The organism is Terasakiella sp. (assembly GCF_048267425.1).
GTDB lineage: Bacteria > Pseudomonadota > Alphaproteobacteria > Rhodospirillales > Terasakiellaceae > Terasakiella.
Window position 1 is genome coordinate 1 of record NZ_JBLWXN010000011.1, and the last position, 20,258, is coordinate 20,258.

12 protein-coding genes are annotated in these 20,258 nt (G+C 47.8%); 9 read left to right on the plus strand and 3 right to left on the minus strand.

The features are described 5' to 3' along the window. From ACN0VA_RS15160 to ACN0VA_RS15180, 5 genes are all read left to right on the plus strand, one after another. The coding region (locus ACN0VA_RS15160; RefSeq protein ID WP_417821968.1) for a beta strand repeat-containing protein at positions 1 to 2,131 on the plus strand (2,131 nt) is incomplete at its 5' end. 87 nt (positions 2,132 to 2,218) lie between these two features. Further along, positions 2,219 to 3,856: a TolC family protein gene (locus tag ACN0VA_RS15165; RefSeq protein WP_417821969.1), complete on the plus strand. Its 1,638-nt coding sequence runs from the start codon at positions 2,219 to 2,221 to the stop codon at positions 3,854 to 3,856. A 6-nt stretch (positions 3,857 to 3,862) separates the two neighbouring features. Beyond that, entirely contained in the window at positions 3,863 to 4,627 is a 765-nt protein-coding gene (locus ACN0VA_RS15170; protein WP_417821970.1) for an efflux RND transporter periplasmic adaptor subunit, read from the plus strand. Beyond that, entirely contained in the window at positions 4,624 to 5,961 is a 1,338-nt protein-coding gene (locus ACN0VA_RS15175; protein WP_417821971.1) for an efflux RND transporter periplasmic adaptor subunit, read from the plus strand. Before ACN0VA_RS15170 ends, ACN0VA_RS15175 begins: the two co-directional genes overlap by 4 nt. A 9-nt stretch (positions 5,962 to 5,970) precedes the next feature. Beyond that, a complete protein-coding gene (locus tag ACN0VA_RS15180; RefSeq protein ID WP_417821972.1) occupies positions 5,971 to 8,094 on the plus strand; it encodes a biotin/lipoyl-binding protein in 2,124 nt (707 codons plus the stop codon). Positions 8,095 to 8,140: 46 nt separating this feature from the next. Here the strand turns inward: ACN0VA_RS15180 and ACN0VA_RS15185 are convergent, their stop codons facing one another. Together ACN0VA_RS15185 and ACN0VA_RS15190 are read right to left on the minus strand one after the other, a co-directional pair. Beyond that, entirely contained in the window at positions 8,141 to 9,754 is a 1,614-nt protein-coding gene (locus tag ACN0VA_RS15185) for a cyclic peptide export ABC transporter (RefSeq protein ID WP_417821973.1), read from the minus strand. Beyond that, positions 9,751 to 11,376, minus strand: coding sequence for a cyclic peptide export ABC transporter (locus ACN0VA_RS15190; protein ID WP_417821974.1), 1,626 nt, complete (start codon positions 11,374 to 11,376; stop codon positions 9,751 to 9,753). The genes ACN0VA_RS15185 and ACN0VA_RS15190 overlap by 4 nt, the downstream gene beginning before the upstream one ends. Before the next feature lie 162 nt (positions 11,377 to 11,538). Here ACN0VA_RS15190 and ACN0VA_RS15195 point away from each other — a divergent pair, with 162 nt between their 5' ends. Further along, the gene (locus ACN0VA_RS15195) at positions 11,539 to 12,324 is read left to right on the plus strand and encodes a thioesterase II family protein (protein WP_417821975.1); all 786 of its coding nucleotides are present in this window, start codon (positions 11,539 to 11,541) and stop codon (positions 12,322 to 12,324) included. Then, on the plus strand, positions 12,321 to 13,070 hold the full coding sequence (locus ACN0VA_RS15200) for a 4'-phosphopantetheinyl transferase family protein (RefSeq protein WP_417821976.1): 750 nt from the start codon (positions 12,321 to 12,323) through the stop codon (positions 13,068 to 13,070). Before ACN0VA_RS15195 ends, ACN0VA_RS15200 begins: the two co-directional genes overlap by 4 nt. Here ACN0VA_RS15200 and ectB read toward each other — a convergent pair. Then, positions 12,981 to 14,294, minus strand: a complete 1,314-nt coding sequence (ectB, locus tag ACN0VA_RS15205) for a diaminobutyrate--2-oxoglutarate transaminase (protein ID WP_417821977.1) — start codon at positions 14,292 to 14,294, stop codon at positions 12,981 to 12,983. The two genes, ACN0VA_RS15200 and ectB, sit on opposite strands and share 90 nt — an antisense overlap. Positions 14,295 to 14,467: 173 nt before the next feature. On the opposite strand from ectB, the gene ACN0VA_RS15210 reads away from it, so the two are divergent. Together ACN0VA_RS15210 and putA are read left to right on the plus strand one after the other, a co-directional pair. Next, a complete protein-coding gene (locus ACN0VA_RS15210; RefSeq protein ID WP_417821978.1) occupies positions 14,468 to 16,279 on the plus strand; it encodes a hypothetical protein in 1,812 nt (603 codons plus the stop codon). Positions 16,280 to 16,552: 273 nt separating this feature from the next. Beyond that, entirely contained in the window at positions 16,553 to 20,233 is a 3,681-nt protein-coding gene (gene putA / locus ACN0VA_RS15215; protein ID WP_417821979.1) for a bifunctional proline dehydrogenase/L-glutamate gamma-semialdehyde dehydrogenase PutA, read from the plus strand. The last annotated feature ends 25 nt before the right edge of the window (positions 20,234 to 20,258 follow it).

Consider the following 20,258-nt stretch of genomic DNA (forward strand, 5'->3'; position numbering starts at 1 on the left):
GACGGATACGGCGGATGTAGAACGCACGTCGGCAACCTCCTTTACGCTCACATTAAGTGCGACGGATAAGGCGGCGCTGAACCAGATTATGAATAAAAACGGTACGTCTTCAACGGGGGCAACGACCTATAATGTGGCGCTTGCCGATGATTGGAACACAAATGTCACGGCTGGTAATACGGCGGATTTAACCGGGAATGCGGTAACTGTTTCTAACGTGGCTGTACCGACGATTACATCTGCGACGTATGATATTGCAACCAATCAGTTGGTGGTGACGGGAACGAACTTCCTGAAACGCAGCGGTGCAATAAACGATATTGATGTCAGCAAGCTGACCATTACGGGTGAAGGTGGGGCGACTTATACCCTGACCTCGGCCTCTGATGTAGAAATTACCAACGGGACGACCTTTACTATTACCTTGTCGGCCACCGATGCCGCCGGGGTAGAAGCCTTGACATCCAAGAACGGTACCTCGGCTGCGAATGGCACGACCTATAATCTGGCGGCGGCCGAAGATTGGGCTGTTGGGGCCGACAGTGCGGTAACGACGGTTGATGGGACCAGCGGTGTAACCGTTTCTAACTATAATGCTCCGGCAATCACGTCTGTGGCCTATGATTATGCTACAGGGACATTGACCTTGACGGGAACGAACTTCGTTTCAAAAACAGGGGCTGCAAACGATATTGATGTGTCACTGTTAAGCCTGACAGGGCAGGGCAACACGGCTTATACGTTGACGGATAGCGCGGATGTGGAAATTACATCCGCAACCAGTGCGGTAATCACTTTGAGTGCAGCCGATAAACTGGCCGTCAATGGTTTGCTGAACAAAGATGGCACCACATCGGCAACTGGGGCGACAACGTTTAATCTTGGTGCGGCTGACAATTGGATGACAGGCGCGTTTGCAAGTGTGGATATTGCCGATGCGACAAACGCTGTGACCGTATCTAATTATGCGGCGCCGGAAATTACATCGGCAACCTATGACAGGACAACAAAAACATTGGTGGTGAGCGGAACTAATTTTGTGAATAAAACAGGGGTTGCAAATGATGTCGATGTTTCGCAGTTGACCTTGACGGGTAAGGGAGGTGCAGGCAGTTCCTATACCTTGACCTCAGCCACAGATGTTGAAATTACTTCAGCCACTGAATTTACAATTGTTTTGAATGATACGGATGCCGCCGGTGTGGCGGCGTTACTGGATGCAAATGGAACAACAGCAACGGATGGGCAAACATATAACTTGGCCGCTGCGGGCAGTTGGCTTGCTCAGGTTCCCGTCGATATTTCGGATAACACTGGAAATGGTATCACGGTTTCCAATGTCCCTGAGAATTCTTCCGGCCTGAATGTCAGCCAAATTGGCGGCGACGAAGGATCGTCTGAAGATACAGCTGGTAACGAGGGGAATACAAATGGCAATGACGGTAATGGAGCAGATGATAATGGTGCGGGGAATGTGAATACCCCTGCCGGTGAAGTGAACTTCGGTAACGGCGGGGACCGGACAACATGGAATGAGGTTGTTAATCGTGGTGGATCCAGTTCGTCTGTTATTGATGACCCAAGTGCCGGTGTTGAAGGGATGACCATTGTACGTAATGCGGTTACCGGAAATGACGCGGCCTTAAATAGTTTTTATGGCACAGGCCGTGTTTCTTCCTCCAATAGTGGCGGCGCGGCAGGTGGTCGTGCTGCAGGAGGTATAGCAGGTCTTGGTGGTGCTAATTCTGGATTGTCTGGTTTAGCAGGCTCCGGCGGTGGCTTGAATGGCCTCGCCAATGGAGGCGGCTTTGGAGGCGGCCTTGGAGGCGGCCTTGGTGGTGGTTTCGCCGGTGGCCTTGGCGGCGGATTTGGTGGTTCGGGTGCGGGCGATCCCGGTTTGGGTGGTGTTGGTGATGGTGGTGCCTCAGGAAATGATGTCGGTGAACCCAGTGGGGTTGGAAATGGTGCACCAGTTGGGGAAGATCAACCTATCGGTGATGAGCGTCTGCCTGGTGGAGAGCAGGCGTCACAAGCGCCACAAGGGGGCCGGATGAATTTCTCGGCTCAGTTGGCAAATGCTTCTGGCGCAAATGATCTCAAAGTTGTAAAAGCACTTCTTGAAGCAGGTTAATATAAATGACGATTGTGCAGAAAAATTGGTTGAAGGAACAGTCCTGTGAATGACGTTCAAATGGGATCTCTTGAGGGGAAACAAAAAGTGAAAAAGTTTAAAAAGGTATTTTCCAGCACATTGTTAATGTCCAGTGCGTTGGTCTTGGCGGGATGTTCTGTGACGCCGGAACCGTTGACGATGGAAGATCATCTTCAACGGATTGAACGGGATTCAAAAGCCCTGTTTGCCAATCAGGAACAGATCGAAGCACCGATTACGCTTTATGATGCGATGGCGCGGGCATTAAAGTACAATTTGGACCAACGCTTAAAACTGATGGAAACAGTCTTAAGCCGTAAAAACCTGACAATGGCCAATTTCAGCCTTCTGCCTCAGATGACTGTCGAAGCGGGTTATACTGGGCGTGATAACCATATGGGATCCAACAGCCAGTCGTTAAGCACCGGGCAGGAATCACTTGAAAGTTCCACGTCTTCGGATCGTGAATTAAAATCGGCGAGTTTGGGATTTACCTGGAATGTTCTTGATTTTGGACTGAGCTATGTTCGGGCAAAACAACTGTCTGATCGTGTTTTAATTTCTGAAGAACGCCGCCGCAAAGTCGTTCACAATATCATTCAGGATGTTCGGGCGGCCTTTTGGGATGCGGCATCTGCCCAGCGTTTGCTGGATCGGATTGCGCCCTTAACACAAACGGTCCAAAAAGCATTACAAGATGCGAAAAAAGCCGAACGGAGCGGTCAGGAAACGCCATTAGCCGCCTTGCGCTATCAGCGTGAATTACTGGATAGTTTACGTCAGCTAAAAATTATGCGCAGGGAACTGCATACGGCGAAAACCCGCCTGAGCACCTTGATGAACCTGAAGCCGGGAACGGATTTCAAACTGGATACGGGTAATGTTGGTTTTGAGGTTCCCGACCTTCAGCTTCAAGATGTTGAGCGTCTGGAGAAAATTGCCCTGTTACATCGCCCGGAATTACGTGAAGAGGCTTATCAAGCACGGATCAGTCATAACGATGTCCGCAAAGCTTATCTGCGCATGCTGCCGGGGCTGGAATTGAACACAGCTTGGAACTTTGACAGCAATTCTTACGCGTGGGAACAGACATGGTGGTCATGGGGGACGTCTATTAACAAAAACCTGTTTGAAGTCTTTACAGGACCAGAAGCCATTGAACAGGCCGAAGGTCAGGTCGATGTTGTCGATTATCGTCGTTATGCACTCAGCATGGCGGTGATGAGTCAGGTTCATGTGGCTTTGGCAGGATATATGCAGTCGGTTGATGAGTTTAAAACGGTTTCCGACCTATATCGCGTTGAAGATAGTATCAAAGGTAAAATTCAGGCGAACGTTCGTGCCGGTAGCGCTGGTAACCGCGAAGCAATTCGGGCAGAACTGCAAGCGGTATTATCCGAACTGCGCCGGGATTTGGCCTTTACCGACATGCGCAATTCTGTTGGGCGTTTGTATTTGACCTTGGGGGCCGATCCTTTGCCGGATACCATTGAAAATACGGACGTTCGCACGTTGGCTGGGGCACTTAAAAAGATCAATGAAGATTGGTATAGTGGTCGTATCGCCATTAGCGATGGTTCCGAAGTTAAAAAGGCAAAAGAAGCCGCGGACAATGGAGCCAAAAAGCAGGTTGAACAGGTGAAAAAGTCTGAACAGGATGACGGCGATTTTTTTAATGCGTTGGCGTCTTGGTTTGCCGGATAAACAGGCATGAATTTGACAAAGTCTTTAAGTCTGTGTGTCTTTTGGGCGGGGGTAGTGTTTTTAAGCGCTGCCCCCGTTTATGCGCAGGAGTTTTTACAGGCACGCGCCCTTTTGCAAGCCGTTCATCAGGTTAAAATTTCCAGTGAAATTCAGGCGAAAATTAATCATTTGGATTTGCTGGAAGGAGATCGTTTTCAAAAAGGCGATGTCTTGGTCGGTTTTGAATGCAGTTTGCTCAAGGCACACGTCAGGGTAAAACAGGCGATCTTAAAGGGTGAAAAAAAGACATTAGCCAATAAAAAACAACTGATGACATTGCAATCGGTTGGTGAACTGGAAGTCGCACTTGCCAGTGCTTCGGTCGAGAAAGCGCAAGGTGAGTTGGACATTGTGCGATATGCGACCCGACAATGTGAAATTGCAGCACCGTTTAATGGGCGTGTCGTCAAAAAAAATGTGAACCCGTTTGAGATAGTCGCACCCGGTGATGTTTTATTAGAGATACTAGATGACAATACGTTGGAAGTTGCCTTGGTTGTGCCGTCCAATTGGCTCTCTTGGTTAAAGCCGGGAACACCGTTTAAATTGAAAATAGATGAAACGGGGGAACAAATTGCAGCAAAAATCGTTCGAACAGGGGCGTGGATTGATCCGGTAAGCCAGTCTATCAGTGTTTTTGGCGAAATTAATAATGTTGAGGCGACCAAAAACTTACTTGCGGGTATGAGCGGAAGCGCTGTTTTTGAAAATACAGGCACGACGACACAATGACCAATACGACGGGTAATTTCCAAAATACCTTAATGACCTTGTTTCAGTTGGAACGGGAATTACGACAGGCAAAACAAACATCCGAGCTATTTTATATTTTGGTCAATCGGGTCCGTAGTTTAAGCCCGTTTGATAGTGGTGTTGTCTTTTCAATTGATGGTGGGAAAGCGCGTGCTGAAATGGTTTCCGATGTGGCGGTTCTGGATCGCAACGCGCCGTTCATCCATTGGATGGAACGCATTGCCACGATGTGTGCCCAAAAAGACGATGCGGCGACCCCTCATGTACTGGACCTGAATGCCTTGGGGGTCGCGCAGGATGAGGATATGCAGGAATGGGGGCATCCACAAAACGTTTGGTTTCCCTTGCGCACCGGTGAGGGACATTTGATCGGCGCTTTGTGGTATATGCGTGCACAGCCGTTTATGGAAAATGAATTGGCTTTGTTGGAGAAACTTTCAGATGTTGCGGCTCATGCCTGGAATGCGTTGATCCCTAAATCTGCGTTTTCATGGCACCGTCTGAAAAATAAAAAGATTGTGACGGCAATTGCGGTTCTTTTAATTGCGGCCCAATTCATTCCGGTTTCCCAATCTGTCTTGGCCCCTGCGGAAGTGGTGGCGCGTGCTCCGTCTGTTGTGAGTGCACCGATCAACGGTGTCTTGAAAGAAGTTTTGGTCAATCCGAATGCAGAGGTGAGTAAAAATCAGCTTTTAATCCGATATGAAGCGACCGAATTTCAAGGGCGTTTGGATATTGCACAAGAAGAATTGCTGGTGGCGCAAAGCGAGTTGTTAAGTGCGCAGCAAGCCGCTTTTGGCGATATACGGATCAAAGGGGAACTTGCCGTTTTGCGATCTCGTTTGCAATTGCGCGAAGCCGAACGCGATTATGCCCGCACACAATTGGAAAAAATTGAAATTCGCAGCCCGCGTAAGGGTGTTGTTGTTTTTCGTGATGTCGCTGATTTAGAAGGCATTCCTGTAAAAACAGGAGAGCGTCTGATGCAGATTGCCGATGCGCGCGATACGCAGTTGCGCATTGAATTGCCGGTTGGGGATGCGCTTTACTTTGACAGTGGGGCACGTGTTCGCTTGTTTCTGGATAAAGCCCCGCTCCATCCTGTTGATGCCACGTTACTGCGTTCCAGTTATGAAGCGGCCCCGACACCATCTGGTGTCTTGAGCTATCGTTTGGTTGCGGCTTTTGAAGAAACGGATAAACCGAGATTGGGTTTACGCGGTACAGCCAAGATCACGGGGGAAGATGTCCCGCTTTTTGTTTATTTATTCCGTCGACCGATGGCAAAACTACGCCAATATTTCGGTTTGTAGGGGGCAGACATGCTGGAGCAGGCATTAGACAAATTGCCGCCATTGCGTGAAGACTTAAGCCTTTTCCCCGGACCCGTGATGGGCAACGGTGCCCCCAGTTGGACCATCCATGATCCTGTGCGCAACCGTTATCATCGGATCGGACAGGAAGCGTTTGATATGCTCAGTTATTGGCATCTGGGTAGTGCAAAACAACTCATTGGGAACCTGTCGCACATGAAGGGTGTTTATTCACCAACACAGGAAGATGTTCAATGGATGGCGCACTTTCTTCACAGCAATCTGTTGGTGCAACGTGAAAGCCCGGAAGACATTGCGGGACTGCGCCGTATTGCACAAATGAGCAAATCCAGTTGGTATCGCCAGCTTTTGCATAATTATCTGTTTTTCCGTATTCCTTTGGTGCGCCCGCAACGTTTTTTGAAAGCGACACGACCATTTGCAGATAAAATATTTTCAAAAACTTTTTTGATTATCTTGTTGGTGCTGGGTGTCATTGGTGGATATTTGGTAACTCGCCAATGGGATGGCTTCTTAACGACTTTCATGCATTTCTTCACTTGGGAAGGAATGTTCTTTTATGGCCTTGCCCTTTTGTTTGCCAAAGTCTTGCACGAATTGGGGCACGCTTATACGGCGCAACGTGCGGGCTGTCGGGTTCCCAGTATGGGGGTTGCCTTTTTGGTCATGTGGCCGGTGCTATATACCGATACAACAGATGCATGGCGTTTGACGGACAAGAAAAAGCGCTTGCAAATTGGGGCGGCAGGCATGTTGGCCGAACTGGGATTGGCATTGGTGGCGACCTTTGTCTGGAATTTTCTTCCCGAAGGGTCGTTGAAAAGTGCGGCCTTTTTAATCGCCACCGTGACATGGCTGATGACTTTGGCGATCAATTTAAACCCTTTTATGCGCTTTGACGGTTATTATTTATTATCGGATTGGCTGGAGGTTGAAAACCTGCAAGATCGGGCATTTGCACGGGGAAAGTGGTGGTTGCGGGAGAAATTGTTCGGCCTTGGTGATCCTCCACCAGAACCTTTTAATGAACCGTTGGGCAAGGTGTTGCTGGTTTATGCCTTTGGCACATGGGTTTATCGCTTTTTCCTGTTTTTGGGGATTGCGGTTTTGGTCTATGCGTATTTTTTCAAGGTCTTGGGCATATTCCTGTTTTTGGTTGAAATTATCTGGTTTGTCGGCCTGCCCATTTGGCGCGAAATTCATGCATGGTGGAAAAGAAAAAACGATATGAAATGGAATGTGCAAAGTTTGCGTACGATGGGTGTCTTCGCGATGGTTGCGATTGCCCTGTTTTTTCCGTGGCAAGGGTCCGTTAGACTGCCTGCCATTGTAGATGCGCAAAATTCGGTTCGCGTTTTTGCCCCGTTTAGTGCGCGTCTGGAAACAATCCGGGTTAAACCGGGGGACGTGGTCAAACAAGGTGACGTGTTATTTACCCTGACCTCGGATGAGTTGGATTTTCAAATTTCACAGGCGCAACGCAAAATAGATCTGCGCAAAGAACTGGTGAAACGTGAGGCAGCAGGTGGTGCGGAACGTCAACGGATCCGTATTTTACGTCAAGATTTGGAAAGTGAACAAACACGCCTGCATAGCCTGATAAAAGGGCGGGACCTGTTGACCATCCGCAGTGAAATAGATGGCCGTATAACCGATTTTGATGACCTGCTATCCGTGGGAATGTGGATCAATCAGGATCATGTGCTGGCACGTGTCGTGTCATCGAAACAGGCGCGCATGATTGCTTATGTGGATGAAGTGCAGGTTGATCGTTTGATCAAAGGGGAAAATGCGACCTTTTTCCCGGATAATCTGCAAGGAGACAAGATTAAAGGCGTTTTGCAGTCGGTTGCGAACGTGAATACGGCTTTTATGGATCAGGCTTATCTGGCATCTGTTTTTGGCGGGGATATTGCGGTTGAACCGGATCGTCAAAAAAGGTTGGTGCCGACGCAAGGGATATATCGTGTAACGTTTGACGTGGCTGGGGATATGCCTGCACCGTCACATGTGATGCGTGGGTCGATCAAGGTTCCGTCCCATCGTGAAAGTCTGTTTGGCGCGATTGTCCGTTCTGTTTGGGCAGTTCTTATCCGGGAAAGTGCGTTTTAACAAATCCTCTTAACCCGTGAAGATGCCTTTGCGTTAAGTCACGAAGTCATTGCACAATTTTGCCGAAATCCATTTTTACCACACGATCAGCACAATCGAAATATCGGTCATCGTGGCTGATGATAATCAAAGTTTTACCTTGGGCCTTTAATTGCGGCAGTAACGTTTTATAGAAATAGTCTTTAAAATGCGGGTCTTGGTCGGCGGCCCATTCATCAAAAATGAAAATGGGTTTGTCTTCCAGTAATGTGACGATCAGGCCGAGGCGTTTTCGTTGGCCTTGCGATAATTTAACGGCACTGAAACGTCCATCAATACAGCTTGTTTTTTCACTGAGTTCCATTTGATCAATCAAGGCGTTGACCTGTTCATCGTCTATTGCGTCAATCCCGTAAAGGCGATCAAATAAATGATAATCGGCAAAAACACCGCTGAATAATTGTCGATAAGATGAAATCCTGTTCGTGCCAATCAATCGACCATCGACAAGAATTTTCCCGGCGCTGCGTTTGTACAACCCGGTTAAGACTTTTAACAATGTGGTTTTCCCACTGCCGTTTCCGCCCACGATAAATAAGGTTTCTCCGCGATACAGGCTCAAGTCAATTTCACCGATTTGAAATGGTTTTTCTTCATATGGGGTTTGTGGAAATCGGAAAAGCAGGTTCTGGAATTCGATTTTTTCAAATGTTGAATAATCGATCTGCACTTGATTGGCGTTTTTTTCACGCATCATGCCTTCCAGTTCCGTTTCCATGCGGTACAGGTTTGAAATGGCCATATTGGCGCGTGAGAGTTCAGGAAAGGCAGACAGGCACATCAACAACGGGGCCACCATAAAAAGGGTGGCAATTGTGACGCTCATCGCTGTTTCTTTTTGGAGGTCGGCATAACCGGGCAAGATGAAAACGATAACACCGATCAGAAGATAGAAATAAGTCTGCGTATAAACCATGTGACCGGAAAAAAGCTTTCCAGCCTGTAAATTCAACAGTTTTAGTCGCCGTACAACACTGCTGTAGGTACGAAAGACAGCTTTGTTTTTACGCGCGTGTAGTTTTATTTCTTTAAAGCCGTTCAATATATGACCAAGGGTGCGAAAGAAGGCTGCATCTTCACGCATCAAACGATGGAGCAACGCATCAGTATCTTTGCGGATCGTCATATAAGTGACAGCCCCCAGAACAAAGGCGACAAGCATGATCAAAAGGGCAGGAAGTGAATTTAACCCCACATAGATCATGCAGAAAAATACTATGACACTGGATTGAAAGGCGTTGACCAAGGCATTAACGGATTGGGAAAGGGTGGAAACTTCTTGTGTCAACAAGCTGTAAATATTAGCGCGTTCAACTTGTTCAAAGGCGACAAGGTCGGCCCGGCGTAATTTGGTGATGACGCGTTTGCGTATGGAATTAATCATTTCTTCCATCGTGGTCATCGACGTCAGTAATGTGTATTTTTTAGTGTAATAATAAAGCGCCATTGTGGTCAGGATCAGCAAAATGGCATGTAAATCGGGACCGTCTTTACCGGCAGAAGAGATATTGCTGAACGCGCTGAGCAAAATGGCGTTGATCAATCCCCCTAACGTTGCCATGACAAGTAAGGGAACGGGTGATTTTCGCATCTCTTTGGTTAAAAAGGCGAACAGGTTCATGGCTGGCTATCCTCTACAATGCGGCCCTGTTCCAGCTTGACAATATGGTCGCAGCACGAAAAGTATCGATCATCATGGGTGACCACCACAATGGTTTTGCCCTGTGCGCGCAATTCAGGCAGAAATTCTTCATAAAAATATTGTCGAAAGACGGGATCAAAACCGGCGGCGGGCTCGTCTAACAGATAGAGGGGGCGATCTTCCAAAAGGGCTGCAATAATCGCCAGACGTTTGCGTTGGCCAAAGGATAATCGGGTTGTGCTGAAACTGTTTTGGGTAAAGGTTGTTTTGTCCTGTAGGGCGAGTTTTATGAGCAGCTCATTGACCTTTGTTGTTTTGATGTCTTGCAAACCATAAAGCTTATCAAAAAGATGATAATCGGCGAAAACAGCGCTGAAGGTTTCGCGAAAGGCCGTTCGTTCTGCCAATGTGATTTCGATATCATCAAGAATGAGTTTGCCCGCACTTTGTGGATAAAGGCTGCAAATCACCTTCATCAATGTGGTTTTCCCGCTGCCATTGCCCCCGCAAATAAAAATAATTTGTCCGCAGTTTAGTCGTAAATCTAAGGGACCGATGGAAAAGACAGGCGTGCCATCTTCCTCGCGGTGGCTATATTCCACTTGTTCCAGTCGAAGCTGGTCTGTTGCGCTCATGGTGAGATGGGCTGGGGTGGGGCGTGGGGCGGTATCTTCAATTTCTGCTAAGCGGGTTTCCAGCATGCGGATATGGTTGGTGGCGGCGACGACTTTAAAATAGTCCGGGATCGCCGCGACCACATTTTCCAATGATGTCCAAAAAAAGAGAATGGCAACAATTAATTGTGGAACCGTTTCTTGCGGGGTGAGTTTGAAATAAGGAAAGACAATGACCAAAAGCGCAATCAAGCCATACATATAGGCTTGGGAGAACATGACCGTATCGGTCAATTTGGAACTGGTGGCGACTTTCAGGGCGGTTGTATCGTCCGATAGACGGTCAAAGTCGCTGAAAATATGCTGACTTTTGCGGCGACACAGGACCAGTTCCTTAAATCCATCCAGAATATGATTCAGGAGTGCGAAAAACTGATTTTCTTTTTGAGCCGCTTCATAAAGGTCGGGTTGAAGCTCGCTATCCTTAAATTGATAAACGCCAACGCCAAAGACAATAAAAACTAAAATCGCCAGCAGGGAGGGAAGAGAGAGCCAACCGATATAACCAATGCAAGCGATAATAATAACGACGGATTGCGAGGCATTGATCAAGGAAAGACTGGCATTTGAAATCATTGTGGTTTGCTGTGTTAGCGCCACATAAAAATTTTCTTTACCCATTGCCTCGAATGCAATGAGACTGGATTTGCGAATTTTATCAGCAATGCGGATGCGAACACCGCGCAGGATGTTCTGGACAATAGATTGTGTGCGATCAACGGATATTTTCTTACTGTAAGAAGACACCAACAATGCAATGGAAAAAAGCAGGAAACCGCGCACGTTCATTTCGCCAGATTGTACCTCGCCTGCCGCTTTATTTAAAATGGCGAGCATGGCCGAACTGGAAAGCCCGGAAATAATACCGAGAAGGGCAATTCGTTTAAAAGTGCTACGGGTTTCTTGACGCAGGAGGTTGAATATCATCGCTTATGAATCGATTGGCATGAATGGACTGGTCTTGGTGTAATGTTGATTATCTTACTCGTATAGGTGTATTGACACCTTCGCGAAAACCACTCTAAAATGCAACCAATAAAAAATTAATCGCATAAAATTCACCAATAAATAGTAATAAGAGCTTTATTCATGTCCATGACATCGACGAACGGCATGCGACCTTTTGTTCGCAAACATGACAATAAATCCAGTACGAACAAATGGATTATGGAATTTCAAGCCCATCATGCGACAGCGCAAAAGGTGATTTGCTTGCCCCATGCCGGGTGTGGGGCTGCGGCATTTAAAACGTTGACGGGGAATTTTTTCCACAATCGGGATATGGTCGTGGTGCAATATCCGGGCCGTGAAACCCGCATGAAAGACCCTTTCGTGTCTGATATGCACGATTTGGTCGATGATATCGTGCAGGCGTTGATCCCGCATATGACTGATCCTTATATCCTGTTTGGTCATAGCATGGGGTCCAAGGTTGCTTATGAAGTGGTGCTACGTCTTCAGGTCCATAAAGAACGTATGCCTGATAAAATGGTGGTCTCCTGTAGTCCGGCCCCGCATCGCCCGTCCGGTTTGAATAATGCCTTTCAGGAAAGCGATGATTTGTTTTTAGGTTACCTGAAACGTCTTGGTGGTGTGCCGGATGAATTGTTGGCAATCCCGGACTTATTAAATATGGTGCTGCCTATTTTACGGGCGGATTTTGAATTACTGTACCGTTATCAGGCCCCGGCTAATGCCGAAAAAATTAAGTGTGCGCTTTCGGCTATCGGCAGCGCGCAAGATGTTTCCGTAAGGGTGCAGGATGTGGCCCACTGGCAGGACCTTTGTGCAGAAAAGTTTGACTTGATCCCGGTCGAAGGCGGGCATTTCTATTTTCCGAATTTGAATGTCGGGATGGATGATCTTATCCCATGATGACACCGGGTGACGTGCATGTTTGGACTTTCTCCTTGATGCAAGGTTCAAGACAGATTCGTGAACTTACCTTGTGTTTGGATCCATCGGAACGAAGCCGTAGCGAGCGGTTTTATTTTGATCATTTGAAACGGCGCTTTATCGTGCGGCATGCTTTCTTGCGCCATATTCTTGCAAGATATCTGTCTTTATCCGCGTCGGATTTGCAGTTTGATCAAAATGCGTATGGAAAGCCGCGGTTATCTGCACGATGCAATCACGCTGATTTGCGGTTTAATCTGTCTTCCAGCGGGGAATGGGGCGTACTTGCCTGCATGTATGGCCAAGACCTTGGCATCGACATAGAAGAACAGCGTTTGATGGTGGAACGGGACCAGCTTGTTGGTGATTTCTTTTCCGCACAAGAAATTATACAATGGGAAAAACTGTCTGATTACGACAAAGATAATGCATTTTTTATCGGTTGGACGCGTAAGGAGGCTTATATCAAAGCCCTTGGGCTTGGTCTTTCTCTTGATCTCAAAAGTTTTAGTGTTTCGTTTGATGAAAATGAGGATCACCTGTTATCCGGCGATAATGATAAGTGGCGGTTGGTTCCTTTTTTAACCGCCCCTAATTATCGGGCGTGTGTCGCCTGTCCACAACAAGCAAAAACGTTATCCTTTTTCCATATCCCTGAGTTGGGCGGTGATGACATGTTCAAGAATGTCCAATCCCTGAACAAGGTCGTCTTCCTCGATCGTTAAAGGTGGCATAATTTTTATAATCTGGCTTTTGGGACCACAGGTTTCCAAAATGACACCTTGGGTGAACATGTCATTCTGGATGTGTCGGGCCAACAGGGGATCATGGACATCGACCCCTTTCATCAGGCCCAGTCCTTTGACCAAAAGTCCGTGTTTGGTATGGGACTGGGCGATATGATCTAACCTGTCTCGCAAAATCTGGATATTGTTTTCCAGATGATTGACGAATGCTGCATCATTCCAGAAATCAAGTGCACGGCGCGCGGTAATGAAAGCAAGGTTATTGCCGCGAAATGTGCCGCTATGCTCCCCGGGGGTTTGTGTATCCAGATCGGGCTTAATCAATACCATTGCCATCGGCAGGCCAAATCCGCCAATGGATTTGGAAAGGCAGACCAGATCAGGTTCAATACTGGCCCGTTCGAAGCTGAAGAATGAACCTGTACGACCACAACCTGTTTGAACTTCGTCCACGATCAGCAGGATATTTTCCCGTTTGGCAAAATTGGATAAATCGCGCAACCATTGGCGGGATGCCACATTCAGGCCGCCTTCGCCTTGTACGGTTTCCAAAACAATGGCAGCCGGTTTGTCGATACCACCTGCCGGGTCACTGATGATTTTGTCCAGATAGGTAACGGTGTCGACCCCTTCACCGAAATATTCGCAATAAGGCATGCGGACCGTATCCGACAGGCCTGCACCGCCCGATTTACGATCCTCCCCATTCGCGGTAAGGGCGAGGGAACCAAGAGTCATGCCGTGAAAGCCGTTGGTAAAGGCTACAACATTGGATCGTCCGGTAGCTTTGCGGGCGACTTTTAAGGCCGCCTCAATGGCATTTGTACCTGTCGGCCCGGTGAATTGAATTTTATATTTCAATCCCCGTGGGCGGAGAATTTGCCGATTGAAGATTTCCAAAAAATCAGCCTTGGCCGATGTGTGCATATCCAATGAGGTGGTTACGCCATCACTTTGTAAATAATCAATTAAAACTGACTTTAAGACCGGATGGTTATGACCGTAATTGAGTGCCCCGGCGCAGGATAGAAAATCAAGATAGGATTTCCCCGTGTCGTCCCAAAGCGTTGCGTTACGGGCTTTGGTGAATTTTACCGGAAACTTGCGACAATAGGTGCGTACCGAAGATTCCAGTTCCTCAAACACATTCAGGAAAGGCAGGTCGCAAGGGGTCGTTATTGTCTTGTTGGTCATATGTGTCATGTCATCCACCACAGGCTGATTGTTACCATGTGTAGGGATTTACTCATACATATTTAAAGTTGTCAAATATATAAAATACACCTTAAAATAATATACTTTAATGCACTTATCAGTGTATAAAATAATATATTCATCTAGAAGGTGTTGTTTGTTTTATGGTATCGGATCGGTAAATGAGAATTAAATCACTGAAGTTTATGGCCTTTGTTTCCAGTTGTGCGCTCTTGTCCGCCTGTGGTTCCCTTGATCAGTTCTCTCATCAAGGGAATGAGGTGGAACCGTCTTCCCGACAGTTATCCGGGGACCGATTAAGAGATCCTTTTGTGCGCGCAGGGGTGCAAGCCTTGGCGCAAAAGGATTATGTTCAGGCTTTAAAATCGTTTAACCGGGCCTTGAAGTTTGAGCCCAGTAATTCCCGCCTGCATTTCTTGGCGGCCTTAAGTTATCATTTGCAGGCAGAGCAAGGAGACAGCAGTCAGCTTGCGCTTGCAAAGGTGGGCTATGATCTGGCTTTGCGGCATGATCCTGCAAATTTCTGGGCGGCCTCTCAACTGGGATATATTGCTTTTTCAGAAGGGGATTATGAAGGGGCGCAAAATGCTTTTGCCTATGCTTTGATTTATGCACCGGATCAAGCCGATTTCTGGCATGGATTGGCTGTTTCGTCTTATGGAGCCCATGATATAGAAACGGCCCTGCATGCCGTTCAATATCTTGAAGAAAAGGCAAGCCCTGACTTGAGCCAGCTTGACGATCTGGCCATGATCGAAGCTGCGGCGGGTCGCTTTGCGGCGGCTGATAAATATTATGCGACTTATATGACGCAAGCAGCCAATAGATCGAGTTTTCGAACAAGTTTGCTGACAAATCGTTTGGCAGCGTGGAAGGACCTCCACCAGGCAGGGTTTGAGTTTGCTCAAAACGAAATTATCCCGAATACCGACGAAGAAATCTCCACCACAACAATGCAGAACAAAACAGCCGCTCAGGCGACAAATACGCCTGTGCAGACCGGTAAAGATATGACCTTGGTTGATGTGGTGATTATCCGTTCGGAAGAAAGCCATAGCACATCCAAAGGCGTGAACTTGTTGAATGGGTTGTCGTCAACCTTATCTGGGACGTTATGGAGCATGAGCGATACCCGCACTGTCAATAAATATGGGGCCAATAGCGGTGCAACGACTTATACCATCAGTCCATCCTTTTCTTTATCGGCGACTTATTCGTTAAATATCTTCAATGATAATTATGATCGTAACGAAGTTTTGGCCCGTCCCACTTTGGTTGCCCTTGATAACACCACGTCCGAATTTTTCACGGGATCGGTTTTTCATGTGGAACTGCCCGGTGCCGCAGGCAGTGTCGGTGCGGTTGAGAAAGTACCCGTCGGTGTCCGTTTGGAAGTCACCCCCAAATTTTTAAACACACAAGAGGTTCAGTTGAAAGTTGCTGCCGGTCGCGCCTTTATCGAAGGGCAATCTGCCAATGCAGGGTTTAATAATTTCACGCAAGTAACCCAAAATTCAGTTTCTGCCAATGTGGTGATGAAGTTTGGTGATACGTTGGTTTTAAGTGGATTAAGCGAGAAAGAAACCCAGAACTTGCGCGACGGCGTTCCTTTGTTGCAAGATATTCCGGTGGTGCAATATCTGTTTTCAAATGAAAATACGCTAGACTATACCAAGTCTGTGATTGTTTTGATCACACCGCGCAAACCCCATTTTACGCAACACAGTACGAACGCTGATGTTGGGCAAAAGAACGACCCGGAACTGGCACTGGAACAAAACTTTCTGGAGCGTCTAAAAGAAAACACGGATTGGATCCGGCCAGAAGATAATTTGGCGGCGGTGTTTCATCATCTTAAATCCAGCAAGCTGTTTAACGCGTTTCGGCGCGGTGATGTCACGTTGGAAGACTGGTATAGCCCGCAACGTTTGGATCGTATAATGAAAGAAACCCTTGGTTTTCTGTATTTCTAAGAAATATCATTATTGTTTTTTACAAGGGTGATCACAACATAAAGAATCGTAAACATTAGAGGGTGTTTTGACTTTGTTCAGCCTTGAATCTATTGCACGTCTTGTCAAAAGGTCGTTTTCACTATTAAATGTACAAAAATAATAAAAAATGACCTTACGAGGTTAATAATATAGTAAAAATATAAAAATTTTTAAAAATATTAGTCAGATTTACTTTTCGTGTTTTGCTAGATTTCAGGCGTAAAAGAAACAGTCGAAAACAAGGAATTTGATATGACCGCAAACCAAAGCATGCAACTGCGCAGCACGATCCAGTCGGCCTATCTTGGCGACGAAACAGATGTTGTTCAACGTTTGATCAAGGAACTGGCATTGGATGAACAGACGCGTGCGCGCATTTGTGGTGAGGCGGTCAAAATTGTTGAACAACTGCGCACAAGCGCAACGCCGGGGATGATGGAAGTTTTTCTGGCGGAATACGGTTTGACCACACAGGAAGGCGTCGCCTTGATGTGTATGGCCGAGGCCCTGTTGCGTGTGCCCGATGACATCACCATTGATGCCCTTATTCAGGATAAAATCGCGCCTGCGGATTGGAGCAGCCATTTGGGGCATTCCAGTTCCCCGCTTGTGAACAGTTCCACTTGGGCCTTGTTGCTGACAGGGAAGATCATTCAGGACCAAGAATCTGATAAATGGGATATTACAGGCACCATTCGTGGCCTGATCAAACGTGCTGGTGAGCCCGTTATCCGAAAAGCGGTTGCCCAATCGATGAAAATTTTGGGACACCAGTTCGTCTTAGGCCGCAATATTGATGATGCGATGGAACGTGCCGAAGGTATGGAAAAGAAAGGTTATACCTATTCTTATGACATGTTGGGTGAAGCGGCGCGCACCGCAGAAGATGCCAAACGTTATTTCATGGCCTATTCCAAGGCGATTTCAAATATATCGGACAAATGCAACGCTGATGATATCCGCGATAATCCCGGCATTTCAGTAAAACTGTCGGCCCTGCACCCGCGTTATGAGTTTGCCAAACATGACCGGGTAATGAACGAACTGGTCCCGCGCCTTTCCAGTCTGGTTCATCAGGCGAAAAACGCCAATATGGGCTTCAATATCGATGCGGAAGAAGCCGATCGTCTGGATATTTCCCTTGATGTCATTGAAGCCGTCTTGTCCAACCCGGATTTAAAAGGTTGGGATGGTTTTGGTGTGGTCGTGCAGGCCTATGGCCCGCGCGCCGGATATACAATTGACTGGCTTTACGACCTTGCCAGCCGACTGGATCGTAAAATTATGGTTCGTTTGGTGAAAGGGGCTTATTGGGATGCGGAAGTCAAGCTGTCTCAGGTCAATGGTCTGGATGCTTATCCCGTCTTCACCCGTAAATCTTCCACCGATATCAGCTATATGGCGAATGCCAAAAAACTGTTGAGTATGACAGACCGGATTTATCCGCAATTTGCCACACACAACGCCCATAGCGTAGCCACCATTTTAGAACTGGCAGGCACCGAAGATAATTATGAATTCCAACGCCTGCATGGTATGGGCGAGGCTTTGCACCGCGTGGTCAAGGAAGCCCATAAGGGGCGTTGTCGCATTTATGCGCCGGTCGGTATTCACGAAGATTTGCTGGCCTATCTTGTGCGTCGTCTTTTGGAAAACGGGGCAAACAGTTCATTTGTGAATCAGGTGTTGGATGAAAATGTTCCGGCGGCTGAAGTTGTAAAAGATCCGGTGGCTTATGTTCTGGCACAAGACACAATTCCAAATCCGAAAATTCCCAACCCATTAAAAATTTACGCGGAAGGCCGTACCAATTCCAAAGGGATCAATATTGCAAACCCGCCGGTTTTGGCAGAATTGGAAGAAAAACGCGGCATTTATCGCACGACCAAATGGCAAGCTGGCCCGATTGTCGGTGGTGTTCTGTTGGAGGGAACGAAAATTCCGGTCTTCAATCCATCCAACCGCGAAGATATGGTCGGTGAAGTGATTGAAGCAAACGCCGAACAGGTCGAAATCGCTATTGCAAAAGCTCAGGCAGCTCAGGCTTCATGGGCGCAGACACCAGCAAAAGAACGTGCGGCTTGTTTGAACCGAATTGCCGATTTATACGAAGACAATACCGCAGAACTGATGGCGATGGTTTCACGCGAAGCCGGGAAATCCATTCTGGATGGAATTGCGGAAATTCGTGAGGCCGTTGATTTTTGCCGTTTCTATGCGTTGCGTGCGATAGAGATAGAAGAAAGTACCGATTTGGCAGCCCGTGGTCTGTTTACCTGTATTTCCCCGTGGAACTTCCCGTTGGCGATTTTCACAGGTCAGATTGTGGCGGCCTTGGCAACCGGGAACGCAGTTTTGGCAAAACCGGCGGAACAAACACCGCTGGTCGCCAGCAAGGCCGTTGAACTGATGCATAAAGCGGGCATTCCGGGTGATGTACTGGCCTTGTTACCGGGCCAAGGTCATAGTGTCGGTGCAAAACTGACATCGGATAGCCGTATCAGCGGGGTCTGTTTTACAGGCTCTACACAAACAGCCCAGTTGATCCATAAGGCTATGGCGGAAAATATGGCCCCGCAAGCTCCGTTAATCGCTGAAACAGGCGGTATGAACGCGATGATCGTCGATTCCACCGCACTGCCGGAACAAGCCATTCGCGATATTCTGGCCTCTTCCTTCCAAAGTGCGGGGCAGCGTTGTTCAGCCCTTCGTATGCTATACGTTCAGGAAGATGTGGCAGATAAAGTGATCCATATGTTGAAAGGCGCAATGGATGAGCTGGAAATCAACGACCCGTGGTCCATACAAACAGATGTTGGTCCGGTCATTGATGAGGAAGCGCGCAAAACCATCGAAGACCATTGTCAGAAGATGGAAGCCGAAGGCCGCCTGATTAAAAAACTGGACATAGCAGCTGTGAAAGATAAGGGCACATATGTTGCCCCGGCGGTTTATCGTGTGAACGGTATTGAAGATCTGGAACAGGAAATCTTTGGCCCCATCCTGCACGTGGCGACCTTTAAGGCGGCGGATTTGCTGAAAGTGGTCGATAATGTCAATGCGATGAAATATGGCCTGACCTTTGGGATCCATACCCGTGTGAACCGTCGCGTTCAAAAAGTCTGTGAACGTGCCCGCGTTGGTAACTTGTATGTGAACCGCAACCAGATCGGTGCGGTCGTTGGGGTGCAGCCTTTTGGCGGGGAAGGATTATCCGGGACGGGACCCAAAGCGGGTGGCCCCCTTTATCTGCGTCGTTTTGTCGCTCCTCAACCCCTTGTTAATAATGCCCCGGTTACATTGACGGATGGCAGCAAGGCAACAGCTGATGTCGCAGCCATTAACGCGGTCTTGCCGGAATTGGCGGATAAGCAGGTTGCATGGGATAGCCGCGATGACCGTTTGCTACAATTGAACAAACTGGCAGATGCGGATGGGAACATCTTGTGCGAAGTTGCCCAACAGGTGCGCAAGAACCTGATCGGGTATCATTTCGATACCGAAGAATTGATGGGGCCGACCGGGGAAAGCAACAAATTGGCCAATCACGGGCGTGGTGTGATGATCTGTTGCGGCCAGGATGCGGCTTATTATGCCCTGATGGCATTGGCTTGTGGCAATACCGCCTTGTTGGTGGATGCGCCAGCCGATCAGGCCAACGCACTGGCGAAAGCTTTTGGGGATGTTGTCAAGGTTGCCAATGGTTCCTTAAACGGACTTGATTTATCCGGGCTCGGCTGGTTTGCCGGTGTTGCCTTTAATCCTTCTGAATATGACGTGCGGGCCATTCGCAAACAACTGGCGGCACGCGAGGGGGCAATCCTGTCCGTTTTATGTGACAAACAGGACTGGCCGGGCTTTGTAACCGAACGGACCTTGTGTGTCGACACAACAGCATCCGGCGGGAATGCGGCCCTGCTGGCTTCTGCTTAAGTATTAAATTTTTCTCCCCGACTGT